A 21,561-nucleotide genomic window follows, 5' to 3' on the forward strand; every position below is an offset into this window, starting at 1 on the left:
GACTTCACTCATGGTCGCCCCCCTTGCGGCCAAAGCGCTCCAGCAGGCCCAGCAGGCCGCGCGGCGCGAACACGATCACCGCCACGATGAACAGGCCCATCCACAACTGCCAGTGCTTGCCGGTGTTGAAGCCGCCGATGGTGGGCAGGTCCTTGAACAGCTCCAGGAAAAACTCGAACGCGAAGGCGCCGACGATGGCGCCGGCAAAGTTGCCCATGCCGCCCAGAATGACCATCATGATCGCGTGCGCGCTCATGTGAAAGCCCATCAGCTCGGGGTTGACGAAGCCCGTCTGCGCGCCCCACAGGTAGCCCGCCAACCCCGCCAGCGCGCCGGCCAGGGTGAAGGCCGTCAGCTTGTAGCCAAAGCTGCCAAAACCCACCGCGCGCATGCGGTGCTCGTTGACGCGGATGCCCGCCAGCGCGCGGCCGAAGGGGCTCCACAGCACGCGGCGCAGGAACAGGTAGACCCCGACCAGGCAGGCCAGCACGAAGTAGTAGAAGACCTTCTTGTTTTCCAGATCGAACAGCGTGGCGTCGGGCTTGAAGTTGATGTAGACGCCGTCGGAGCCGCCCAGCTTGAGCGGCAGCAGGCCGAACAGGTTCAGCTCCTTGTTGTCGAACACCAGGAAGAACAGCATCTGCGCGAACGCCATCGTCACCATGATGAAATAGATGCCGCGCGTGCGCACCACGAAGAAGCCGATCACCAGCGCGAACAAACCGGACACCAGCACGGCGGCGGGCAGCGTCCACCACAGGCTGACCGGGCCGTTGTCGGACGACATCAGCGCCAGCGCGTAGCCGCCCAGGCCGAAATAGGCCGCGTGCCCCAGCGACACCAGGCCGGTGACGCCCTGCAGCAGATCGAGGCTCATCGCAAAGATGGCCAGGATCATCATGCGCGCCACCATCTGCTGGTAGAACTCGCTGCCGACGAAAGGGAACACCGCCAGCGCGATCAGGCCCAGCACCAGCACCAGCTGGATGCTGCGCGGCAGGGTTTCGAGGTTGGATTGGGGGGGCGCTCATTGCTTGAACAGCCCCTCGGGCTTCCAGAGAAGAACAGCGGCCATCAGCATGTACACCAGCATGCCCGCCACCTGCGGCAGCAGCACCTTGCCGAAGGTGTCGACAAAGCCCACCAGCAGCGCCGCGATGAGCGCGCCGCGCACCGAGCCGATGCCGCCGATCACGACCACGACAAAGCACATGATCAGCACCGACGAGCCCATGCCGGGATAGACGCTGGAGATGGGCGAGGCGATCATGCCCGCGACCGAAGCCAGTGCCACGCCGATGGCGAACACCACGGCATGGATCAGCTTGATGTTGATGCCCAGCGATTCGGTCATGTCACGGTTGAAGGCGCCGGCCCGAATCTTCATGCCCAGGCGCGTCTTGTTGATCAGCAAATAAAGCCCGATGGCCAGCAGCACGCACACGCCCATCATGAACAGCCGGTAGATGGGGTAAGACTGGTTGTCCGTCAGCGCGATGGAGCCGTTGAGCAGCGCGGGAATCGCCACGCCATGCACGTCGTCGCCCCACAGCAGCGAGCGGAATTCCTCGAAGATGTAGATCAGCCCGAACGTGAGCAGCACCTGGTCAAGGTGGTCGCGGTGGTAGAAGTGGCGAAACAGCAGGCGCTCCAGCACCAGCCCGAACACCACCGACAGCACCGTGCCCACCAGGATCGCGGCCGTGAAGCTGCCCAGCCGCGACGACAGCGAAAACGCCAGGTACGCCCCCAACATGTAGAAGCTGCCATGCGCCAGGTTGACCACGCCCATGATCCCGAAGATCAGCGTCAGCCCCGCAGCCAGCATGAACAGCAGCAGCCCGTACTGCACGCTGTTGAGCGTCTGAATCAAAAAATTGGCGAAGTCCACGGATCAGCGGTGTGAATCAAGAAAATCGAACGGCCGCGGAGCAGGCCATGCGGGTGGACACCGTGGAGCGGGCTTCGCCCGGCCACTGGTGTCGTCCCCCTTGCGCAGCAAAAGGGGGAAGGCGCGTCAGCGCCTCAGGGGGTTCACGCCAATTTACACGCCGCCCCCGAATCCGCCACCGCCTTCGCGGCCACGCCCAGCACCTTGTTGTCGCCCTTTTCGACCACGCGCAGGTACATGTCCTGCACCGGGTTGTGCGCCTTGCTCATGATCCACTTGCCGCGCGGGCTGTCGATGACGGCGGTTTCCATGGCCTTGTACATGGCCGCCTTGTTGGACATGTCGCCCTTGACCGCGTCCAGCCCGCGAATCAGCAACTGGCCGCTGTCGTAGCCTTGCACGGCGTACACGTCGGGCTGCATCTTGAACTGCTGCGCGTAGGCAGTGCGGAACTGCTTGTTGCGCGGCGTGTCCAGCGAATCGGCGTAGTGCATGGTGGTGATCACGCCTTCGGCGGCCGGGCCGGCGGCTTCCAGCACGCCCTCGGTCAGGAAGCCCGAGCCGTACAACGGAATCTTGCCCTGCAGGCCCGCGGCGGCGTAGTCGCGCATGAACTTGGCGGCGCCCGCGCCCGCAAAGAAGCAGGCCACGGCGTCGGGCTTGAGGCTGGCGATCTCGGTCAGCAGCGCCTGGAATTCGACGTTGGGGAAGGGCAGGCCCAGTTCCTTGACGATGGTGCCGCCCGCCTTGGTGTAGCTGTCCTTGAAGCCTTCAAAAGCCTCGTCGCCGGCGGCGTATTTCCAGGTGATCCACACCGCCTTTTTGTGGCCGCGGTCGACCATGGGCTTGCCCAGCGCCAGCGTGGGCTGGCTGTTGGTGAAGCTGGCGCGGAACACGTTGGGTGCGCACAGCGCGCGCGTGGCCGCATGCACGCCGGCGTTGGGGATGATGTTGAGCACGCCCGAATCGCGCGCCACGCGCTGGATGCCCATCTGCACGCCCGAGTGCACGGTGCCGATCAGCACGTCGACCTTGTCGCGCTGCACCAGCTTCTGCGCGTTTTCGACGCCCTTGGACGGCTCGGATTCGTCGTCCACCTTGACCCATTCGATGTCGCGGCCGCCCAGCTTGCCGCCTTTTTCGGCAATTGCCATGCGCACGCCGTTTTCAATGGCCACGCCCAGCTGGGCGAAGGTGCCGGTGTAGGGCAGCATGAAGCCGACCTTGACCTTGCTGGACTGCGCCCGAACGATCTGCGGCAGCAGCAGGCCGGCCGAACTGGCGCCGACCACGGCCGCGCTGCGGGAAAGCACCAGCCGACGGCTGAGTCCACGGGATTGAGCGTTCACGGCGTAACTCCTTTAAATGTCAAGTAACCGCGGCATTGTGATTCATGAACGGGCGGCGGCGCTGATGGCTTTCCCTAGAACGGCGCGCATCGTAAACATGAATTAAATTGCCTGTTCGCAAGAAGTATAGTGCCACTTCGACCGAATCGCGTTCGGGTTTTCCAGGGGGCGACGGGGTATTTGGCGGCGCTTTCGACCGGCGCGTGGCAAGCGCCGCCGCAGGTTTCAAGTACCTTTCAGGCCGCCAGCGCTCTCAGATGAAGCGTCTGCAGCTATCAAAAAAATAGCTTACGCAGCGCCGTCTACAGACTGAACAGCGCGGCCAGCTGGCGGCGGTCGCGCCGGTCCTTCCAGTGCCAGACTTCGCGGCCTTCGATGCCCAGCGGCCCCCCACACGGCGATGGCCTGGCGGTCGCCGCAGCACACCACGTGCAGGCGCGACGCATCGGTCGGCGTCTTCTTGAAGGTGCCGCCGCCGATGGCGGTGCGCAGGTTGGCGTCCAGCACCGGGCCGATTTCGGCCGGCGCGTCTGGCGGCACGATGAAGACTTGGCGGTGGCTTTCGCTCTGCAGCCGTTCGTTGACCACCGGCAGGCCCGCGTCGTCGGTCTGCAGCCCCGACTGCGCCAGCCAGGCCGGCGTGCCGCCGGCCAGCGCCAGCACGGGTGCGTCGCACATCAGCGACGCGCCGCTGGCCAGTTGCAGCGCGTGGCCGTCGCTGCCAACGCAGCGGTCCTGCAGCAGCGTGATGTTCTGTGCCTTCAGGCGCGCCAGCACGCGACGCTGCAGCGACGGCGGCTGGTCGGCCAGCAGCGGCGTGTCGCCCGCCACCAGGGTGACGCGGCTGCCGTGCGGCGCCGCCACGGCGTGCGCCACGGCCATCGCCAGTTCGACGGCGGGCAGGCCTTCGCCCACCACGGCCACCTGCAGTGGGCGCTCGGCCGACAGTGCTTGCAGGTGCGGCCACAGCTGCAGAAAGCTTTCGAGCGGGCGCGTGAACAGCGCGTTGCGGCGCGCGCCCGGGATCTGCTCCTCGATCTGCTCGCGCGGCAGCGCCGGCTCGACGTCGACCGACAGCACGTCATAGGGCAGGGCGTCGCCGCTGGACAGCTGCACGCGCCGCCCCACCGGGTCGAGCGAGAGCACGTGCGCCGGCACGAACTGCGCGCCGCTGGCTTCCACCAGCCCATCCAGCGGGATGCGCACATCGTCCAGCGTGTAGTCGCCCGCCACAAAGCCCGGCAGCAGGGCGGGTTCGATGTAGTACGGATGCGGCGCCACCAGCGTGACGGCCATATCGCCGCTGCGCTGGCGCGCCAGCGACTTCAGCACCTGCAGGTGGGCGCGCCCGGCGCCCAGAAGCACCAGATGCTTGCGGGATGGATTCACGGTCATGCGCTGAAGTGTATCGACTGCGTGCGACGGCAGCGGGCCGTTGCAAACCGTTGCAGCGGGCGTCTGGCGTGTGGGAGGAGCCTCAAAAACAGCCGGACGCAGAGGACGCAGCGATCACGCAGAGGACGCAAAAAACAGCCAAAACTTTGGTTTTCTTCTGCGTCCTCTGCGAAACCTTTGCGTCCTCTGCGTCCGGGTATTGGGCCGTTGGCTGTGCTGGTCGCAGCGACTTACCCTACCAGCGCCTGCGCGAATTCGCGCGCGCTGAAGGGTTGCAGGTCCTGCAGCTGTTCGCCCACGCCGACGAAGTAGACGGGCATCGGCTTTTCGCGCGCGATGGCGCACAGCACGCCGCCCTTGGCCGTGCCGTCCAGCTTGGTGACGATCAGGCCCGTCAGCTGGGCGGCCTCGTCGAACTGCCGCACCTGCGCCAGCGCGTTCTGTCCGGTGTTGCCGTCGATCACCAGCAGCACCTCGTGCGGGGCGGTGATGTCGGCCTTGGTCACCACGCGGCGGATCTTGGTCAGCTCTTCCATCAGGTGTTTCTGCGTCGGCAGGCGGCCGGCGGTGTCGACCAGCACGACGTCCTTGCGGCGCGCGCGGCCGGCGCCCACGGCGTCAAAGCTCACCGCCGACGGGTCGGCGCCCTGCTGGCTGATGATCTCGACCTGGTTGCGGTCGGCCCACACGGCCAGTTGCTCGCGCGCGGCGGCGCGAAAGGTGTCGGCCGCGGCCAGCAGCACGCTGGCGCCGGCATCGGCAAAGTGCTTGGTCAGCTTGCCGATGCTGGTGGTCTTGCCCGCGCCGTTGACGCCGGCCACCATGATCACGGTAGGGTGGTACACGCCCACCACCAGCGGCTTTTCGAGCGGCGCCAGCATGTCGGCAATGGCGTCCTGCAGCAGCGTGCGCACCTGCGACGGCTCGGTGGCGCGCGCCTCTTTCACGCGGCGGCGCAGGTCCTGCAGCAGGAATTCGGTCGCCGGGACCCCGGCGTCGGCCATCAGCAGCGCGGTTTCCAGGTCTTCGTACAGCGCCTCGTCGATCTGCGTGCCGGTGAAGACGGTGGTGATGCTGCTGCCGGTGCGCTTCAGCCCGGTCTTGAGCCGGTCCATCCACCCCACGCGGGCGGCCTGCGCACTGGCCGACGTGGGCGCCAGTTCCAGGTCTTTTTCGGCGATGGCGGCGGCCTGCTCGGCGGAGACAGCTATGTTTTTAGGAGCTTCGGGCGCCAGTGGCACGGGCGCCGGGGCGGGCGGCGCTGCAGGGGCGGGGGCGGGCGCACTGCCACCACCCCACCAGCGCGCGGCAACGGCGCCGGCGGCGGCGGGTTCGGGGGCGGCCGCGGGCGCGTCGGCCGCGTCAGGCGGCGTGCCGGCGGCCAGCGCCTGGCGCTCCAGTTCGTCCAGCGGCACGCCGGCGTCATCGCTCAGCACGTACGTGGTGCGCACCGCCGTGCCGGCATCGGCCAACTCGACGGGCGGCGTTGCGGCCGGCTCTAGCGCGGCGGGCGCCGGATCGGGGGTTTTCTTGCGGCGGAAGAAGCTGAACATCGGGTGATTATCCCGGCTTCGTCTCAGGCTTGACGCACCACAAGCGGCCGCTCGCCGCGCGGCAGCACGCGGCCCACCACCGCGGCGTCGCCAAAACCTTGTTGCTGGAAGATCGACAGCACGTCGCCCAGGCTGTCCGGCGCACACGCCACCAGCAGGCCGCCGCTCGTCTGCGGGTCGGTCAGCAGGGCGCGCTCGGCGTCGGCAAAGCCTTCGGGCAGCGCGACTTCGGCGCCGTAGGCCGCCCAGTTGCGGCCCGAGGCGCCGGTGACGATGCCTTGCGCGGCCAGGTCGCGCACGCCGGGCAGCAGCGGCACGGCGGGCCAGTCGATCTGCACCGTGACGCCCGCGCCGCGCGCCAGCTCCAGGGCGTGGCCGGCCAGGGCGAAGCCGGTGACGTCGGTGATGGCGTGCACGCCGGGCAGGGCGGCCAGCGCGGGGCCGGGGGTGTTCAGGCGCGTGGTGGCGGCGATCATGTGGGCGTAGCCGTCGGCGCCGAGTTTTTCCTTCTTGAGTGCCGCCGAATAAATGCCTACGCCCAGCGGTTTGCCCAGCACCAGCACGTCGCCCGGCTGCGCGGCGGCGTTGCGCGCCACGCGGTCGGGGTGCACCAGGCCCAGCGCGACCAGGCCATAGATCGGCTCGACCGAATCGATGGTGTGGCCGCCCGCAATCGGGATGCCCGCCGCGCGGCACACGCTGGCGCCGCCTTCGAGGATCTTGCCGATCGTCTCCACGCTCAGCACGTTGATCGGCATGCCCACCACGGCCAGCGCCATGATGGGCGTGGCGCCCATGGCGTACACGTCGCTGAGCGCGTTGGTGGCGGCGATGCGGCCAAAGTCGAACGGGTCGTCGACGATGGGCATGAAGAAGTCGGTGGTGGCGACCAGCGCTTGTTGGTCGTTCAGCTTGTAAACAGCGGCGTCGTCCGCCGTTTCGATGCCCACCAACAGCTCGGGCGGCACCGGCATCTGCGTGGTGCCGCGCAGGATGGACGACAGCACGCCGGGCGCGATCTTGCAGCCGCAGCCGCCGCCGTGGCTGAGCGAGGTGAGGCGGGGTTCGGTGGTGCCGGCGGGCGGATAAACAGGGGTCGAAGCGGTCATGCGGCGGATTGTCGCGCATCCGATGCTTTCAAAAGCATAGCAAACTGCGCCGGGTGGGCGGGCGCCAATGGCACGAAAGGCAGGTCGGCGGCGGTGCCTTCGGCTCAGGCACACTCCCATGCCGTCCGGAACAAATTCACGCCCAACCGACTCAGTCTGCGGTCATGCACAAACGATTCTTCTCATCTGCCCTGGCGGTTGCCTGCGTGCTGGCCGCCGGTGCCACGTTCGCGCCTGCCGCCCTGTCCCAGCAACTCGCGCCGTCAGCGTCCACGTCATCCGCCAGCGCCGTCAGCCAGTTCAAGCTCGACAACGGCCTCACGGTCATCGTCAAGCCCGACCGCCGCGCGCCCACGGCGGTGCACATGCTGTGGGTGCGCGTGGGTTCGATGGACGAGGTCGACGGCAAGAGCGGCGTCGCCCACGTGCTGGAGCACATGATGTTCAAGGGCACCGACAAGCTGGCGCCGGGTGAGTTCTCGCGCCGCGTGGCGCAGGTGGGCGGGCGCGAGAACGCCTTCACCAGCATGGACTACACCGGCTATTACCAGCAAGTGCCGGCCAACCGCCTGGGCGACGTGATGGCGCTGGAGGCCAACCGCTTTGCCCACAACCGCTACAGCGACGAAGAGTTCGCCAAGGAGCTGGCGGTGGTCAAGGAAGAGCGCCGCATGCGCACCGAAGACAACCCGCGCGCCGTGCTGGGCGAGCAGCAGCGCGCCGTGACCTTCATCGCCTCGCCCTACCGCCGCCCGGTGATCGGCTGGATGGGCGATCTGGACAGCCTGACCGCGCAGGACGCGCGCGATTTCTACCAGACCTGGTACACCCCCGCCAACGCCGCCGTGGTGGTGGTGGGCGATGTCGATCCGCAGGCCGTGCTGGCGCTGGCCAAGAAGCATTACGGTGGCATCCAGACGCACGCCCTGCCCGAGCGCAAGCCGCGCCCCGAGCCGGCGCAGATCGGCCCGCGCCGCATCGAGGTCAAGGCGCCGGCCGAGCAGGCGCTGGTGTCGCTCAACTTCCGCGTGCCGAAGATGACCTCGCTAGACCCATCGCCCGACAACGACGACGCGCTGGCCCTGACGGTGCTGTCGGCCGTGCTCGACGGCTACGGCGGCGCCCGGTTGGACCGCGCGCTGACACAAGGGCCGGACCGCGTGGCCGATTCGGCCGGCGCTGGCAACGGCCTGCTCGGGCGCGGCCCACAGTTGTTCAGCCTGACTGGCGTGCCCGCTGCCGGCAAGACCGCGGCCCAGGTCGAAGCGGCCTTGCGCGCGCAGGTGGCGCGTGTGGCCAAAGAGGGCGTGAGCGAGGCCGAGCTGAACCGCGTAAAGACGCAATGGGTGGCCAGCGAGGTCTACAAGCGCGACTCGGTCATGGGCCAGGCGCAGGAGCTGGGCCACTACTGGATCCAGGGCCTGCCGCTCGACGCCGATGAACGCCTGATGGCGCGCCTGCGCGGCGTGACGGCGGCGCAGGTGCAGGCGGTGGCGCAAAAGTATTTCGGCGACGAGCAGCTCACCGTCGCCACACTGCTGCCGCAGCCGCGCGACCCGAATGCCAAGCCGCGCGCGGCGCCGGCGGGGGCGCGGCATTGAATGCCTCTGGCTCCCTCGCCCCTGCGGGGAGAGGGTGGGGGTGAGGGGGGGCGGCGTCGCCCTCACCCCAATCCTCTCCCGCGCGTGGGAGAGGGAGAAATACCTGAAAACCGATGAAAACTATCAAAAAAATAGCTGCTTGCGCTGACCAGAAAAGGGCTGCAGCCCAAATTGATTCAAAAATGGCGGGCGCGGCCTTGGCCGCGATGCGGCGCATCGCGCGTGACCGACGTCCCATCGCGGGCAAGCCCGCTCCTACCAAAACGATAGCTGCTTGGGCTTGTCTGACAAGCGCAGGCGCCCTTTTTGCCGCTTCAACCGCCTTCGCCGCCATCCCCATCCAGCACTGGACACAACCCAGCGGCGCGCAGGTCTATCTGGTCGAAAGCATGGCCATCCCCATGCTCGACGTGCAGGCCGACTTCGACGCCGGCAGCCGGCGCGACCCGGCCGACAAGGCAGGCCTGGCCAGCGTCACCGCGCTGATGGCCGGCAAGGGCGTGGCCGCGCGCGATGGCCAGCCGGCGCTGGACGAAAACCAGCTGGGCGAAGCCTGGGCCGATCTGGGCGCGTCGTTCGGCGGCAGCGCGGGCGACGACCGCATGAGCTTTCAACTGCGCACGCTGACCGAACCCGATCTGCTGCAAAAGTCGGTGCAGCTGGCCGCGCGCGAGCTGGGCGATCCGGCCTGGCCCGACGACGTGTGGCAGCGCGAGCGCCAGCGCATCTCGGCGTCGATCAAGGAAGCGCGCACGCGCCCCGGCACCATCGCCGGGCTGGCGTTCCAGAAAGGCGTGTACGGCGAGCACCCGTATGGCTTTGAGACCACGCCCGAATCGCTGGCGCGCATCGCCACGGCCGACATGCGCGCGCGCTACGCCGACTTCATCCGCCCGTGCCGCGCCAAGGTCAGCCTGGTTGGCGCCGTAACCCGCGCGCAGGCCGACCAGATCGTGACGCAGCTGCTCAGCCGCTTGCCCCAAGGCTCCACCTGCGGGCCGCTGCCGCCGGTGGCCGAGGTGGCGCCTTTGCCGGCGCCGAAAGACGAGCGCATCCCCTTTGAATCGGCGCAGGCCCACGTGCTCATCGGCCAGCCGGGCTACAAGCGCAGCGACCCGGATTTCTTTGCGCTGCTGGTCGGCAACCACATCCTGGGCGGCGGCGGCTTCACCTCGCGCCTGACCACGCAGGTGCGCGAAAAGCGCGGTTTGAGCTACAGCGTGTACAGCTACTTCGCCCCCGGCCTGCACGCCGGCGCCTTCACCGCCGGCCTGCAGACCCGGCCCGATCAGGCGGCCGACGCATTGGCGGTGTCGCAGCAGGTGATTGCCGACTTCGTCCAAAACGGCCCGACGCCCGATGAACTGAAGGCCGCCAAGGACAACCTCATCGGCGGCTTTCCGCTGCGCCTGGACGGCAACCGCAAGCTGCTCGACAACGTGGCCAACATCGCCTGGAACAACCTGCCGCTCGACTACTTGGAGCACTGGACCGAGCGGGTGAAAGCCGTCACCGCCGACCAGATCAAGACCGCCTTCCAGCGCGTGCTGCAACCTGAGAAGATGGTGACGGTGGTGCTCGGCGGCGCCGCGCCAAAATCACAAGTCAAATAGGCCGCCAGCGCAAGCTCGACAAGCGCAAGCAGCTCTTAAATCAGGAGCAATGCACCGCGCAGGCGGGCACCCCCCACCGTATTCAAAAGGCCGCGGAGCAGGCCATGCTGGGGAGCCGCGGAGCGGGCTTGGCCCGGCCGCTGGCGCCGTCCCCCTTGGGGGAAGCCGCGTCAGCGGCACAGGGGGAAGACTCATTCTGGCGCCGCGGAGCGGGCTTTGCCCGGCCGCTGGTGCCGTCCCCCCTTGGGGGAAGCGACGCAGCGGCACAGGGGGCGCCTAAATATGCGCCAGAAAGCCAGGCTGGTGCCGCATGTGCAGCGACAGCCCCAGCGCGGCCATGTGGTTGCCGTTGCGGCCCAGGATGCGCTCTGACAGCGGCAGGAATTCCAGCTCTTCCCAGCGCGCGTGCGCCTTGTATTGATCGACCAGGCGGCGCACCGCGTCGCCGTCCACCTCGGCCGGCTGGCCTTTGGCGAGTTTCTTCAGCTGCGGCTCCAGCGCATTCCATTGCGCCTCGATGTCGCGGTGCTCGCGCGTCAGCGCGTCGGTCATCTGCTGCACCTGGTCGCGCTCCTCGCCCGGCGTGGCGGCGGCCAGCACGGCGGTGAACAGCTCGCGCTCTTCCTCGTCATGGTGCGCAAAGGCGGCGGTGCGGAAGAACTGGACGATGTCCTCGGCGACGGCACGCGCGCGCTGCGCCGGGGCCAGCAGGGCCGGCAGTTCGCCAAAGCTGTCCAGGTGCTGAAGGATGCCGGCGTGGCATTGCGAAAAATTGTTCAGCGGGGCGTCGGTGTCGACGGGCGGGTTGGGCGATGGGGTCATGGCGGGCTCCGGTCCGGGGTGTCCACAAGCTGCAAAGGGTACTGCAACGCGGCCCCCGGTGGTGTTGCCGCGCGCCGCCACGCAGACGATTCTTGATGCAGGTCAGCCTGGCACCTGGCCCCTGCTGCGCCACGCCGCACGCGCAGGCATCCCGCCGCCGGGCGCGCTGGACGTCGCCACGATGAAATATCCGGGCAGGCGGGCGCGGCGACAATCGCGCCATGCCTCGCCGACCCGCCACGCCTGCCGACCGCCGCACCGCCCATGCGCCGCACGAAGTGCGCATCATCGGCGGCCAGTGGCGCCGCACCAAGCTGCCCGTGATCGACAAGCCCGGCCTGCGCCCCACGCCCGACCGCGTGCGCGAGACGCTGTTCAACTGGCTGGGGCAGGACCTGACCGGCTGGCGCGTGGTGGATGCCTTTGCCGGCACCGGCGCGCTGGGTCTGGAAGCGGCGTCGCGCGGCGCGGCCGAGGTGCTGCTGGTGGAACAGGACCCGGCCCTGGTCGCCGCGCTGCGCACGCTGAAGGCGCGCTTGAAAGCCGATGCCGTGCGCGTGCAGCGCGGCGATGGCGTGGCGGCGCTGGGCGCGCTCGCACCGGGTGGCATCGATCTGGTGCTGATCGACCCGCCGTTCGACGCCGCGGCGCTGTTCGCCCCCGCGCTGGCCGCCGCCGCGCGCGCGCTGCAGCCGCAGGGCTTCGTCTACCTGGAAGCACCCGCCGCGTGGAACGATGCGGCGCTGGCCGACGCCGGCCTGGCCGTGCACCGCCACCTCCAGGCCGGCGCCGTTCACGCGCATCTGCTGTGGCGTTGCGCGGGTTGATGCGAAAGTCACCGCTTGAGGCTGTACCTCCATCGTCAGTCCCGCGAAGGCGGGAAGCCAGAAGCGTTGCGCACGGGTGCTGCTGGTGGATGCATGGATTCCCGCCTTCGCGGGAATGACGGTATTTCGGCACGGCAATAATGTTCGCCAACGCAGGAGACCACGCCCCATGAGCCGCCACGTCATCGCCGTCTACCCCGGCACCTTCGATCCCATCACGCTTGGCCACGAAGACATCGTGCGCCGCGCGGCCGGGTTGTTCGATGAAGTCATCATCGCCGTGGCGATGGCGCACCACAAGAAGACGCTGTTTACGCTGGACGAACGGCTGGAACTGGCGCGCGACGCCGCCAGCCGCTACGACAACGTGAGCGTGGCCCCGTTTGACGGACTGGTGCGCGACTTCGTGGTGGCGCGCGGCGGCAAGGCCATGGTGCGCGGCGTGCGCGGCGTGACCGACTTCGACTACGAAGCGCAACTGGCCGGCATGAACCGCAACCTGGCGCCGGACGTGGAAACCATCTTCCTCACCCCCGCGGCCACGCTGCAGTCGGTCAGCAGCACGCTGATCCGCGAGATTTCGCAACTGGGCGGCGACGTGGCGCCGTATGTGGCGCCGCTGGTGCTGCAGCGCCTGATGGAGAAGAAGCGCGCGCGTCAGGCCGTTTGAAGCGACTTGGGGTCGGCGCCCATTTGCTATCTAAAAGATAGCTACATGTGCTAATCTGGACTGCGCTGGAGGCATGTTTCTTTGCCGCCGCGCGTTCACTGCTCCACAAACGCCCGTTCCACCACAAAGTCGCCCGGCGTGGTGGTGTTGCCTTCGTTGAATCCGCGCGTTTCCAGCACGTGCTTGATGGACTTGAGCATCTCGGGGCTGCCGCACAGCATCACGCGGTCGACCTGCGGGTCGATCTGTGGCACACCCAGGTCGCGCGCCATCTGGCCGCTTTCGATCAGGTCGGGAATGCGGCCCTGCGTGGGGAAGGGCTCGCGCGTCACTGTGGGGTAGTACTTGAGCTGCTGGGTCACCATCTCGCCCAGGAATTCGTGCTTCGGCAGTTCCTGCGTGATGTAGTCGCGGTAGGCCAGTTCAGACACCAGGCGGCAGCCGTGCACCAGGATCACTTCCTCGAACTTCTCGTAGGTGTCGGGGTCGCGGATGATGCTCATGAACGGCGCCAGGCCCGTGCCGGTGCCGAACAGGTACAGCCGCTTGCCCGGCAGCAGGTAGTCGATCAGCAGCGTGCCGGTGGGCTTGTGGCCAACGATGACGCTGTCGCCCGGCTGGATGTGCTGCAGCCGGCTGGTCAGCGGGCCGTCCTGCACCTTGATGCTGAGGAATTCCAGCGTTTCCTGGTAATTGGGGCTGACGATGGAATACGCGCGCAGCAGCGGCTTGCCGTTGACGCGCAGGCCGATCATGGTGAAGTGGCCGTTCGAAAAGCGCAGGCTGGTCGAGCGCGTCGTGGTGAAGCTGAACAGGCGGTCCGTCCAGTGGTGGACGGTGAGGACTTTTTCTTCGTCGAAGGCGGCCATGGAACTTGCGCGGGCGATGAGGGAAACCCCGTATTGTCGCATCCACGCTTAGACGCATTCAGCATGAGCTTATGCCGCCACGCCTTCCACCATGAGCCGCACGCGCCGCACGCCCTGCCATTCGTCGGCCTCCAGCCGGAAGGCCAGGCGCGCGCGCGCGGGCAGCGGGTCGGTGCGGCCGAACCAGATGCCATCGACCGGCTGGCCCTGGTGGCGCAGCTTCAGCGCCAGGTGCTTTTCGCCCACCAGGCGCTGGCTGACCACCTCGACCTCTTCGCTGAACACCGGCGGCGCAAAGCCCTGACCCCAGACTTCGCGGTGCAGCGTGTCGACCATGTCCGCGCGGCGGTATTCCGGCGGCAGCGGGCCGTCGGTCTCCAGCTTGCGCGTCAGCGTGGCGGCGTCCAGCCATTCGGCCGCCACCCGCTGCAGCGCCTGATCGAAGGTGTCGAAGTGCTGCTGGGCAATGGTGCAGCCGGCCGCCATGGCGTGGCCGCCAAACTTGACCAGGACGCCGGGGTGGCGCTTGGCCACCAGGTCCAGCGCGTCGCGCAGGTGAAAGCCGGGGATGGAGCGGCCCGAGCCCTTCAGTTCATGTTCGTGCCCCGGCGCGCTGCTGGCGGCAAACACGAAAGTGGGGCGGTGCAGCCGGTCCTTCAGCCGCGCGGCGACGATGCCGACCACGCCTTCGTGGAAGTCGGGGTCGAACACGGCCAGCGCGGCGGGCGGCGCCTGGGTGTCGTCGAAAAGGCCGGCGGCGATCTGCAGCGCCTGCTCGCGCATGCCGCCTTCGATCTCGCGCCGCTCGCGGTTGATGGCGTCCAGCGTGCGCGCCAGCTCGTCGGCGCGCGCGGCGTCGTCGGTCAGCAGCAGCTCGATGCCCAGCGTCATGTCGGCCAGACGGCCGGCGGCGTTGATGCGCGGGCCCAGCGCAAAGCCAAAATCGAAGGTGGTCGCCTTGGCCGCGACCCGGCCGGCGACCGCAAACAGCGCCGACAGGCCCACCGGCATCTGCCCCGCGCGAATGCGCCGCAGGCCCTGCGCCACCAGCCGGCGGTTGTTGGCGTCCAGTCTGACCACGTCGGCCACCGTGCCCAGCGCCACCAGCGGCAGCAGCGCATCCAGCTTGGGTTGGCTGGCCAGGTCGAAAGCGCCGCGTGCACGCAGTTCGGCGCGCAGCGCCAGCAGCACGTAGAACATCACGCCCACGCCGGCCACGCACTTGCTTTCGAAATCGCAGCCCGGCTGGTTGGGGTTGACGATGCCGTCGGCCGCCGGCAGCTCGGCGCCGGGCAGGTGGTGGTCGGTCACCAGCACCTGCAGTCCCAGCGCGCGCGCGCGCGCCACGCCGTCGACGCTGGCGATGCCGTTGTCCACCGTGACGAGCAGGTCGGCGCCCCGCGCGGCCACACGCTCGGCAATCGGCGGCGTCAGGCCGTAGCCGTCGACCACGCGGTCAGGCACCAGGTAGTCGAGGTGCGGCGCCCCCAGCAGCTTCAGGCCGCGGATGCCGACCGCGCAGGCGGTGGCGCCGTCGCAGTCGTAGTCGGCCACGATGCAGATGCGCCGCCCGGCGGCCATGGCGTCGGCCAGCAGCACCGCCGCTTCGCCCACGCCCTTCAGGCCCGTGGGGGGGCAGCAGGCGGCCCAGCGCATCGTCCAGCTGGTCGGCCCCGGTGATGCCGCGCGCCGCGAACAGGCGCGCCAGCAGCGGGTGCACGCCCGCCTGCTGCAGCGCCCAGGCGGCGCGGGGAGGGACGTCTCTTACTTCAAATTTCATAGCTGACTGCGCAAGTCTGACAGGCGCTGGGGCCTGAAAAGGCTTGAAAGCCTGAACGCCAGGCCGTGACCGGGCTGCAGCGTCAGCGCGCGCCGCGGGCCGCACAGCGTCAGTCGCACGTCGTGCCCGGCGTCCAGTGACTGGCGCAGTGCCGCGATGCTGTCGGCGTCGATGGCCTGCCACGCCGCCTGCCACGCGGCCAGATCGGGCGTGGCGTCGGGCGCCAGCCGCCCATCGACGCGCAGCCCCGGTCGCGGCGCGATGGCGTGGTCGAGCACACCCGCGCCTTCGATCCACAGCGCGTTGACGGGCAGTTGCCGCGCCTGCTCGCGCGCGTCGTTGACGGGGTGGGTGTACAGCAGCATCTGCAGCTCGTTCTGCAGGCGGTGCAGTTGCGCGCTGCGCTCGGGCGTGGCGGCCTCGACCAGCCGGTCGCGCGTCAGCGGGTGCTGCGCGGCGCGGGCGGACGAGCAGGTGGACAGATCGCGCAGCAGTTCACCGCGTGCCAGCCAGGCATCGGGGCGGACGTAATCGAGCGTCAGGCCGTCGTCCTGCAGCAGCGGCTGCACGGCGGCCAGCAGCGCGCGCGATTCGGCCTCGGCCAGTGCCAGTTGCCCCGGCGGCAACAGGCTGATGTGGTCCAGCCCCAGCTGCCAGTGGCAGGGGCGCAGCCACGCGCAGGGTTGGCCCGGCGTGCCGGTGTCGAAGGCGGCCCAGGGCACGCGGCCCGGTGCGCCAGGCAGGCCGTGGGCGCGGGCCAGCGCGCGCTCGAAAGGCGTGTCGGGCGCGTCGTCGTCGCAGGTCAGCGTGTCGGCCAGACGCAGGCGCTTGAGCAGCGCCTGCAGGTGCGGCAGCGGCGGCAAGGGTGGCGGCGGGGCGCCGTCGGGCAGAACGGGCGCGGCGTCGGGAATCAGCAGGTGAGTCGGCTCGTGCGCGGGGGGGCATAAGCAGGGATTGTCGGGGATGCGAAAATCCCTCCCTTTGGCTTGCGGGCGGCGCTGTTCGGGCGTGCCCGCCCACACACCCGATGTCTCTGCCTTGGCGATGGCCCTATGAAATGCTGCTCGGCTGGCGCTACACGCGCGCCGGGCGCGCCACGCGGCGCAATGGCTTCATCTCGTTCATCTCGGCGGCGTCCATGCTGGGCATTGCGCTGGGCGTGGCGGCACTGATCATCGTGCTGTCGGTGATGAACGGCTTTCAGAAGGACGTGGCCGGGCGCATGCTCAGCGTGATCTCGCACGTCGAGGTGTTTTCGCCCGACGGCGCGGCGCTGCCCGACCCGACGCGCACGCTGTCCGAAGTGCGCGGCAACCCGGAAGTGATTGGCGCCGCGCCCTTTATCGGCGCGCAGGGCCTGCTGGCGCGCGGCGAAACCATGCAGGGCGCGATGGTGCGCGGCATCGACCCGACGCTGGAACCGGGCGTGACCGACGTCGCCGCGCAGATGAAGGACACCCTGCTGCCCAAGCTGGTGCCGGGGCAGTTCGGCATCCTGCTGGGCAGCGACCTGGCGCGCAAGCTGGGCGTGGGCGAGGGCGACCAGGTGACGCTGATCGCGCCCAGCGGCCAGGTCACGCCAGCCGGCGTGGTACCGCGCCTGAAGCAGATGACGGTGGTGGGCACCTTCAGCAGCGGGCACTATGAATACGATTCGGCGCTGGCCATGCTGCACATGCAGGACGCGGCGCGCATCTTCCGCCTTGAAGGGCCGACCGGCATCCGCCTGAAGCTGCGCGACCTGCACCAGGCCCGTCAGGTGACCGACCAGCTGGCGGGATCTTTAAGCGGCCACCTGCTGCTGCTGGACTGGACGCGCCAGAACCGCACCTGGTTTGCCGCCGTGCAGCTTGAAAAACGCATGATGTTCATCATCCTCACGCTGATCGTGGCCGTGGCGGCGTTCAACCTGGTCAGCACGCTGGTGATGACGGTGCAGGACAAGCGCGCCGACATCGCCATCCTGCGCACGCTGGGCGCCAGCCCGGCCAGCATCATGAAGACCTTCATCGTGCAGGGCGCGCTGGTGGGCGTGATCGGCACGCTCGCGGGGCTGGCGCTGGGGCTGCTCATCGCCTTCAACATCGACGTCATCGTGCCGTTTCTTGAAAACCTGTTCAGCGCCAGCTTCCTGCCCAAGGACATCTACCTGATCAGCAAGATGCCGAGCGACCCGCAGGCGGCCGACATCGTGCCCATCGCGGTGATTTCGCTGCTGCTGGCCTTCGTGGCGACGATTTATCCGAGCTGGCGCGCGAGCCGGGTCAATCCGGCGGAGGCGTTGCGGTATGAATAGGACCCCCCCCCTGAGGCGCTGACGCGCCATCCCCCCGAGGGGGACAACACCGGCGGCCGGCGCAGGTCCGGCCACGGTGTTTCCGCGGCGCCTGCTCCGCGGCGATCCGAACGGCCTGCTGCGCGGCCTGGGGGGAGTGGAGCTATGAATACGATAGCTGAGTACGATTATCCAGCGGGCGCTGAGGCTGTGTTGGAGGCCCGATCGGTCACCAAGCGGTTTCAGGAAGGGCCGCTGGATGTGACGGTGCTGCACGGGGTCGATCTGACGGTGCGGGCGGGGGAGACGCTGGCGATCGTCGGGCAGTCCGGGTCGGGCAAGAGCACCTTGCTGCATCTGCTGGGTGGGCTGGACGCGCCGACCAGCGGGCAGGTGCGGCTGATGGGGCAGGACTTTGCCGATCTGGCGCCGGCGCAGCAGGGTGAATTGCGCAACCGCCACCTGGGTTTCGTCTACCAGTTTCATCACCTGCTGCCTGAATTCAGCGCGCTCGAAAACGTGGCCATGCCGCTGTGGATTCGCCGCCAGCCGCGCGAAGACGCCGCCAAGGTGGCCGAGCGCATGCTGGGGCAGGTGGGCCTGTCGTCGCGCATGCACCATCGCCCGGCCGAGCTGTCGGGCGGCGAACGTCAGCGCGTGGCCATCGCCCGCGCGCTGGTCACGCAGCCGGCGTGCGTGCTGGCCGACGAACCGACCGGCAACCTGGACCGCGCCACGGCCGACGGCGTGTTCATGCTGATGATGGACCTGGCCGCCAACCACGGCACCGCCTTCGTGCTGGTGACGCACGACGACGCGCTGGCGGCGCGCTGCGGCAGGGCGCTGCGGCTGGTGCAGGGGCGGCTGGCGGCCGATTGAGCGCGGCGCCGCGCCGTCAAGCGTCGGGGTGGCCAGCCGACGACGCGCGTTGGCGCGCCCGGCGGCGCGCCCACAGCACGTAGGCCAGCCCGACAGCCACCACCCCCAGCGCGAGCCAACCTTCGTAATGCTGCGCCTTGCCCAGCAGCGCGTGAGCGGCCTCGCCGAAGAACCAGCCGAGTCCCGTCAGCAGCGCTGCCCACAGCACCGCACCCACGGCGTTGAACAGCGCAAAGCGCTGCCACAACATGCTGCTCGACCCCAGCAGCACCGGCCCTGCGATGCGAAAGCCGTATAGAAACCGGACCGCCACCACCAAACCTGCGCCAAAGCGCTGCAGCCACGCATCGACCTGTGCCCGCTGCGCCGCGATGCGCGGCCAGCGCGCCAAAATTTGCGGTGCAAAGCGCCGTCCCAGCAGGAAGAAGCCCATGTCGCCCACAAATCCGGCCACCGCCGCCACCGCCATCACCCAGGGCCAGTGCAGATAGCCGCGGTGCGCGGCAAACCCGGCGAGCAACAGCACCGTCTCGCCTTCGAGCAGGCAGCCCACGGCAACGGCGGCGTAGCCGTATTGGTTGATGAGAGCGGGGATGTCCATGACGTTCAATCCTTCAGTCGCTATCGTGCCGCCGTTGGTGGCGGGCAGACCGGGCGACCTGGTGGCTCAGAGCAAAGTCGCTCATCGTATCGGCACGCGGATCGGCGCGCGTGTCCTGCCACCACCGTTTCTACAATGCCTCCATGGCCATGCACTTTGACCTCGTGGATCTTCGTCTGATGGCGCACATCGCTGACGCGAACAGCATGACGCGTGGCGCCGAGCTGTCGTTCATCTCGCTGCCCGCGGCCAGCACGCGCATCAAGAACCTGGAAGAGAGCATCGGCACTAAGCTGCTTCATCGCACCAGCCAGGGCGTGAAGCTGACGCCGCCAGGGCAGGCCTTCGTGACGCACGCGCGCCTGGTGTTGGGGCAGATCGAAAACCTGCGCGGCGACATGCAGGAATACGTGCGCGGCATTAAGGGCCACGTACACGTGCTGGCCAACACCACGTCGCTGGGCGAATTCCTGCCGCCCGTGCTGCGCCACTTCTTGCGCCGCCATCCCGACGTGAACATCGACCTGCGCGAGCGGCTGTCGCACGACATCGTGCGCGCCGTGACGGAAGCCAAGACCGACATCGGCATCGTGGCTGGCCTGGTGCGCACCGAGAACCTGCAGACGCTGCCTTACCGGCGCGACCGCCTGGTGCTGGTGGTGCCCACCGGCCACGCGCTGGACGGGCAGACCCAGGTCGACTTCGCCGACACGCTGGCGCTGGACCATGTTGGCCTGCACGAAGCGAGCGCCATCCACGCTTTTCTACGCCAAGCCAGCGACCAGTTTCATCGACCGATCAAGCAGCGTATTCAGGTGGGTAATTTTGAAACGGCTTGCCGCATGATAGAAGCCGGCGTGGGCGTGGGCGTGCTGCCCGAATCCGCCGCCAGCCGCCACGCGCAGGCGATGGACATTGCCATCGTGCCGCTGTCGGATGCGTGGTCGGTGCGCGAAATGCAGATCTGCGTGCGCAGCCTGGACGCCTTGCCCTCGTTCGCGCAGGAACTGGTCGACATGCTGGTGGCCGACGCACAAGGGCGGCTCCAGCTGGAATGATTTGCTCCTAAAAACGGAGCTATCAACGCTTATCCGATAAGCGCTGCGTTAGATAATGCCGCGCTTTCTGAGGTCGCCGAGCGCGTCGGCGTCCAAGCCCAGCGCTTGCGCTAGAACCTCGTCGCTGTCTTGCCCCAGCATCGGCGCGGCGCGGTAGTGCAGGGGGGTCTGTGAATAACGGATTGGATTGCGCAGGCTCGGTACGTCGGTGCCGCGCCCATGGGGCAGGGTAAAGGCGAGTTCGCGATGGCGCGTCTGCGGGTCTTCGAACACCTGCGCCATGTCGTTGATCGGCCCGCAGGGTACGCCGGCTTGTTCGAAGGCGGCCAGCAGCTCGGCGCGCGCGCGTTGGCGCAGCAGCGGCGCCAGCAGATCGCGCAGCGCCGCGCGGTGCTGCACCCGTTGGACATTGGTGGAAAAACGCAGGTCGCTGACGTATTCGGGGCGCCCGAGCACCCCGCACAGCGCGGTGAACTGGCCGTTGTTGCCGGCGGCGACGATCAACTGGCCGTCGGCGCAGTCGAACACCTCGGACGGCGAGGCGATCGGGTTGGTGTTGCCAATGCGGGCCGGCACCTTGCCGGTCATCAGGTAACCGAGCGCCAGGTGGCCGTTCAGCGCCACCGAGGCGTCCAGCATGGCCGCATCCACGTGCTGGCCCTGGCCCGTCTCGCGTCGATGGTGCAGCGCGCCCAGAATGCCGATGGTGGCGTACAGCCCCGTGACCACATCGGTGATGGGGATGGCCGTGCGCATGGCACCCGCGCCCGGCGTGCCGTCGGGCTGGCCGCAGGTGCTCATGACGCCCGCCAGGCCTTGCAGGATGAAGTCATAGGCGGGCCGCGCGGCGTAGGGGCCGTCAGGGCCGAAGCCGGTGACCGAGCAATACACGATGTCGGGCCGCAGGGCGCGGATGCTCGGCTCGTCCAGGCCATAGCGTGCCAGAGACCCGGCCTTGTAGTTTTCGACCACCACGTCGCATTGCGCCGCCAGTTGCCGTGCCAACGTTGCCCCTTCGGGCGTGGCGATATCCAGTGTGATGGAACGCTTGCCCCGGTTGTAGGCCAGGTACAGGGCGGAATCATTGCTGTCGCCACCGCTGGCCGCGTCGGGCAGAAAGGGGCCCATGCGACGGGTGTCGTCGCCTTCGCCCGGCTTCTCGATCTTGTAAACCGTCGCGCCCATGTCCGCCAGCACCTGCGTGCACAGCGGCCCAGCGATGACGCGCGTCAGGTCGAGCACCTTCACGCCATGGAGTAGCGCCATGTC

Annotated in this window: 18 protein-coding genes and 1 pseudogene; 7 read left to right on the forward strand and 12 right to left on the reverse strand. The window is 68.5% G+C overall.

Annotation, left to right across the window (positions count from 1 at the left end; all coding sequences use genetic code 11):
- Positions 1–4: 4 nt before the first annotated feature.
- The 6 genes from R0D99_RS07290 to selD all read right to left on the reverse strand — a co-directional run bounded on the left by R0D99_RS07290 (position 5) and on the right by selD (position 7,297).
- Positions 5–979, reverse strand: a complete 975-nt coding sequence (locus R0D99_RS07290) for a branched-chain amino acid ABC transporter permease (RefSeq protein ID WP_317750732.1) — start codon at positions 977–979, stop codon at positions 5–7.
- A 48-nt stretch (positions 980–1,027) separates the two neighbouring features.
- Positions 1,028–1,891 (reverse strand): branched-chain amino acid ABC transporter permease, encoded by an 864-nt coding sequence (locus R0D99_RS07295; protein ID WP_317750733.1) that lies wholly within the window; start codon positions 1,889–1,891, stop codon positions 1,028–1,030.
- Positions 1,892–2,034: 143 nt separating this feature from the next.
- Positions 2,035–3,240 carry an ABC transporter substrate-binding protein gene (locus R0D99_RS07300; protein ID WP_317750734.1) on the reverse strand — a complete coding sequence of 402 codons (1,206 nt, stop codon included), beginning with the start codon at positions 3,238–3,240 and terminating at the stop codon, positions 2,035–2,037.
- 288 nt (positions 3,241–3,528) lie between these two features.
- Positions 3,529–4,629: an NAD(P)/FAD-dependent oxidoreductase gene (locus tag R0D99_RS07305; RefSeq protein ID WP_317750735.1), complete on the reverse strand. Its 1,101-nt coding sequence runs from the start codon at positions 4,627–4,629 to the stop codon at positions 3,529–3,531.
- A 236-nt stretch (positions 4,630–4,865) separates the two neighbouring features.
- Positions 4,866–6,188 (reverse strand): signal recognition particle-docking protein FtsY, encoded by a 1,323-nt coding sequence (gene ftsY, locus R0D99_RS07310; protein ID WP_317750736.1) that lies wholly within the window; start codon positions 6,186–6,188, stop codon positions 4,866–4,868.
- Positions 6,189–6,211: 23 nt separating this feature from the next.
- Positions 6,212–7,297 (reverse strand): selenide, water dikinase SelD, encoded by a 1,086-nt coding sequence (gene selD, locus R0D99_RS07315; RefSeq protein WP_317750738.1) that lies wholly within the window; start codon positions 7,295–7,297, stop codon positions 6,212–6,214.
- A gap of 164 nt (positions 7,298–7,461) precedes the next feature.
- Here selD and R0D99_RS07320 point away from each other — a divergent pair, with 164 nt between their 5' ends.
- Both R0D99_RS07320 and R0D99_RS07325 read left to right on the forward strand, forming a co-directional pair.
- Positions 7,462–8,898, forward strand: a complete 1,437-nt coding sequence (locus tag R0D99_RS07320; RefSeq protein ID WP_317750740.1) for a pitrilysin family protein — start codon at positions 7,462–7,464, stop codon at positions 8,896–8,898.
- Between the two features lie 206 nt (positions 8,899–9,104).
- A complete protein-coding gene (locus tag R0D99_RS07325) occupies positions 9,105–10,511 on the forward strand; it encodes a pitrilysin family protein (protein WP_317751032.1) in 1,407 nt (468 codons plus the stop codon).
- Between the two features lie 276 nt (positions 10,512–10,787).
- Here the strand turns inward: R0D99_RS07325 and R0D99_RS07330 are convergent, their stop codons facing one another.
- Positions 10,788–11,333 carry a hemerythrin domain-containing protein gene (locus R0D99_RS07330; RefSeq protein ID WP_317750741.1) on the reverse strand — a complete coding sequence of 182 codons (546 nt, stop codon included), beginning with the start codon at positions 11,331–11,333 and terminating at the stop codon, positions 10,788–10,790.
- 221 nt (positions 11,334–11,554) lie between these two features.
- Between R0D99_RS07330 and rsmD the strand changes: the two genes are divergently transcribed.
- A complete protein-coding gene (gene rsmD / locus R0D99_RS07335) occupies positions 11,555–12,160 on the forward strand; it encodes a 16S rRNA (guanine(966)-N(2))-methyltransferase RsmD (RefSeq protein WP_317750742.1) in 606 nt (201 codons plus the stop codon).
- 169 nt (positions 12,161–12,329) lie between these two features.
- The gene (gene coaD, locus R0D99_RS07340; protein ID WP_317750743.1) at positions 12,330–12,830 is read left to right on the forward strand and encodes a pantetheine-phosphate adenylyltransferase; all 501 of its coding nucleotides are present in this window, start codon (positions 12,330–12,332) and stop codon (positions 12,828–12,830) included.
- A gap of 95 nt (positions 12,831–12,925) precedes the next feature.
- On the opposite strand, the gene R0D99_RS07345 is transcribed toward coaD, so the two are convergent.
- The 3 genes and pseudogenes from R0D99_RS07345 to R0D99_RS07355 form a co-directional block, all read right to left on the reverse strand.
- A complete protein-coding gene (locus R0D99_RS07345) occupies positions 12,926–13,699 on the reverse strand; it encodes a ferredoxin--NADP reductase (protein ID WP_317750744.1) in 774 nt (257 codons plus the stop codon).
- Between the two features lie 69 nt (positions 13,700–13,768).
- Positions 13,769–15,479, reverse strand: a pseudogene (gene recJ / locus R0D99_RS07350) (single-stranded-DNA-specific exonuclease RecJ).
- Positions 15,476–16,342, reverse strand: a complete 867-nt coding sequence (locus R0D99_RS07355; protein WP_317750745.1) for a phosphoglycerate mutase — start codon at positions 16,340–16,342, stop codon at positions 15,476–15,478. The pseudogene recJ and the gene R0D99_RS07355 overlap by 4 nt, the downstream one beginning before the upstream one ends.
- 164 nt (positions 16,343–16,506) lie before the next feature.
- On the opposite strand from R0D99_RS07355, the gene R0D99_RS07360 reads away from it, so the two are divergent.
- Both R0D99_RS07360 and lolD read left to right on the forward strand, forming a co-directional pair.
- A complete protein-coding gene (locus R0D99_RS07360; RefSeq protein WP_317750746.1) occupies positions 16,507–17,775 on the forward strand; it encodes a lipoprotein-releasing ABC transporter permease subunit in 1,269 nt (422 codons plus the stop codon).
- A 144-nt stretch (positions 17,776–17,919) separates the two neighbouring features.
- Complete coding sequence (gene lolD, locus R0D99_RS07365) at positions 17,920–18,633, forward strand: lipoprotein-releasing ABC transporter ATP-binding protein LolD (protein ID WP_317750747.1); 714 nt, start codon at positions 17,920–17,922, stop codon at positions 18,631–18,633.
- Between the two features lie 16 nt (positions 18,634–18,649).
- On the opposite strand, the gene R0D99_RS07370 is transcribed toward lolD, so the two are convergent.
- Complete coding sequence (locus R0D99_RS07370; protein WP_317750749.1) at positions 18,650–19,234, reverse strand: DedA family protein; 585 nt, start codon at positions 19,232–19,234, stop codon at positions 18,650–18,652.
- Between the two features lie 143 nt (positions 19,235–19,377).
- Between R0D99_RS07370 and R0D99_RS07375 the strand changes: the two genes are divergently transcribed.
- The gene (locus R0D99_RS07375) at positions 19,378–20,292 is read left to right on the forward strand and encodes a LysR family transcriptional regulator (protein ID WP_317750750.1); all 915 of its coding nucleotides are present in this window, start codon (positions 19,378–19,380) and stop codon (positions 20,290–20,292) included.
- Positions 20,293–20,340: 48 nt separating this feature from the next.
- On the opposite strand, the gene R0D99_RS07380 is transcribed toward R0D99_RS07375, so the two are convergent.
- Positions 20,341–21,558 (reverse strand): CoA transferase, encoded by a 1,218-nt coding sequence (locus R0D99_RS07380; protein ID WP_317750752.1) that lies wholly within the window; start codon positions 21,556–21,558, stop codon positions 20,341–20,343.
- Positions 21,559–21,561: the final 3 nt, after the last annotated feature.

Source organism: Ottowia sp. SB7-C50, assembly GCF_033110285.1.
Taxonomy (GTDB): domain Bacteria; phylum Pseudomonadota; class Gammaproteobacteria; order Burkholderiales; family Burkholderiaceae_C; genus Ottowia.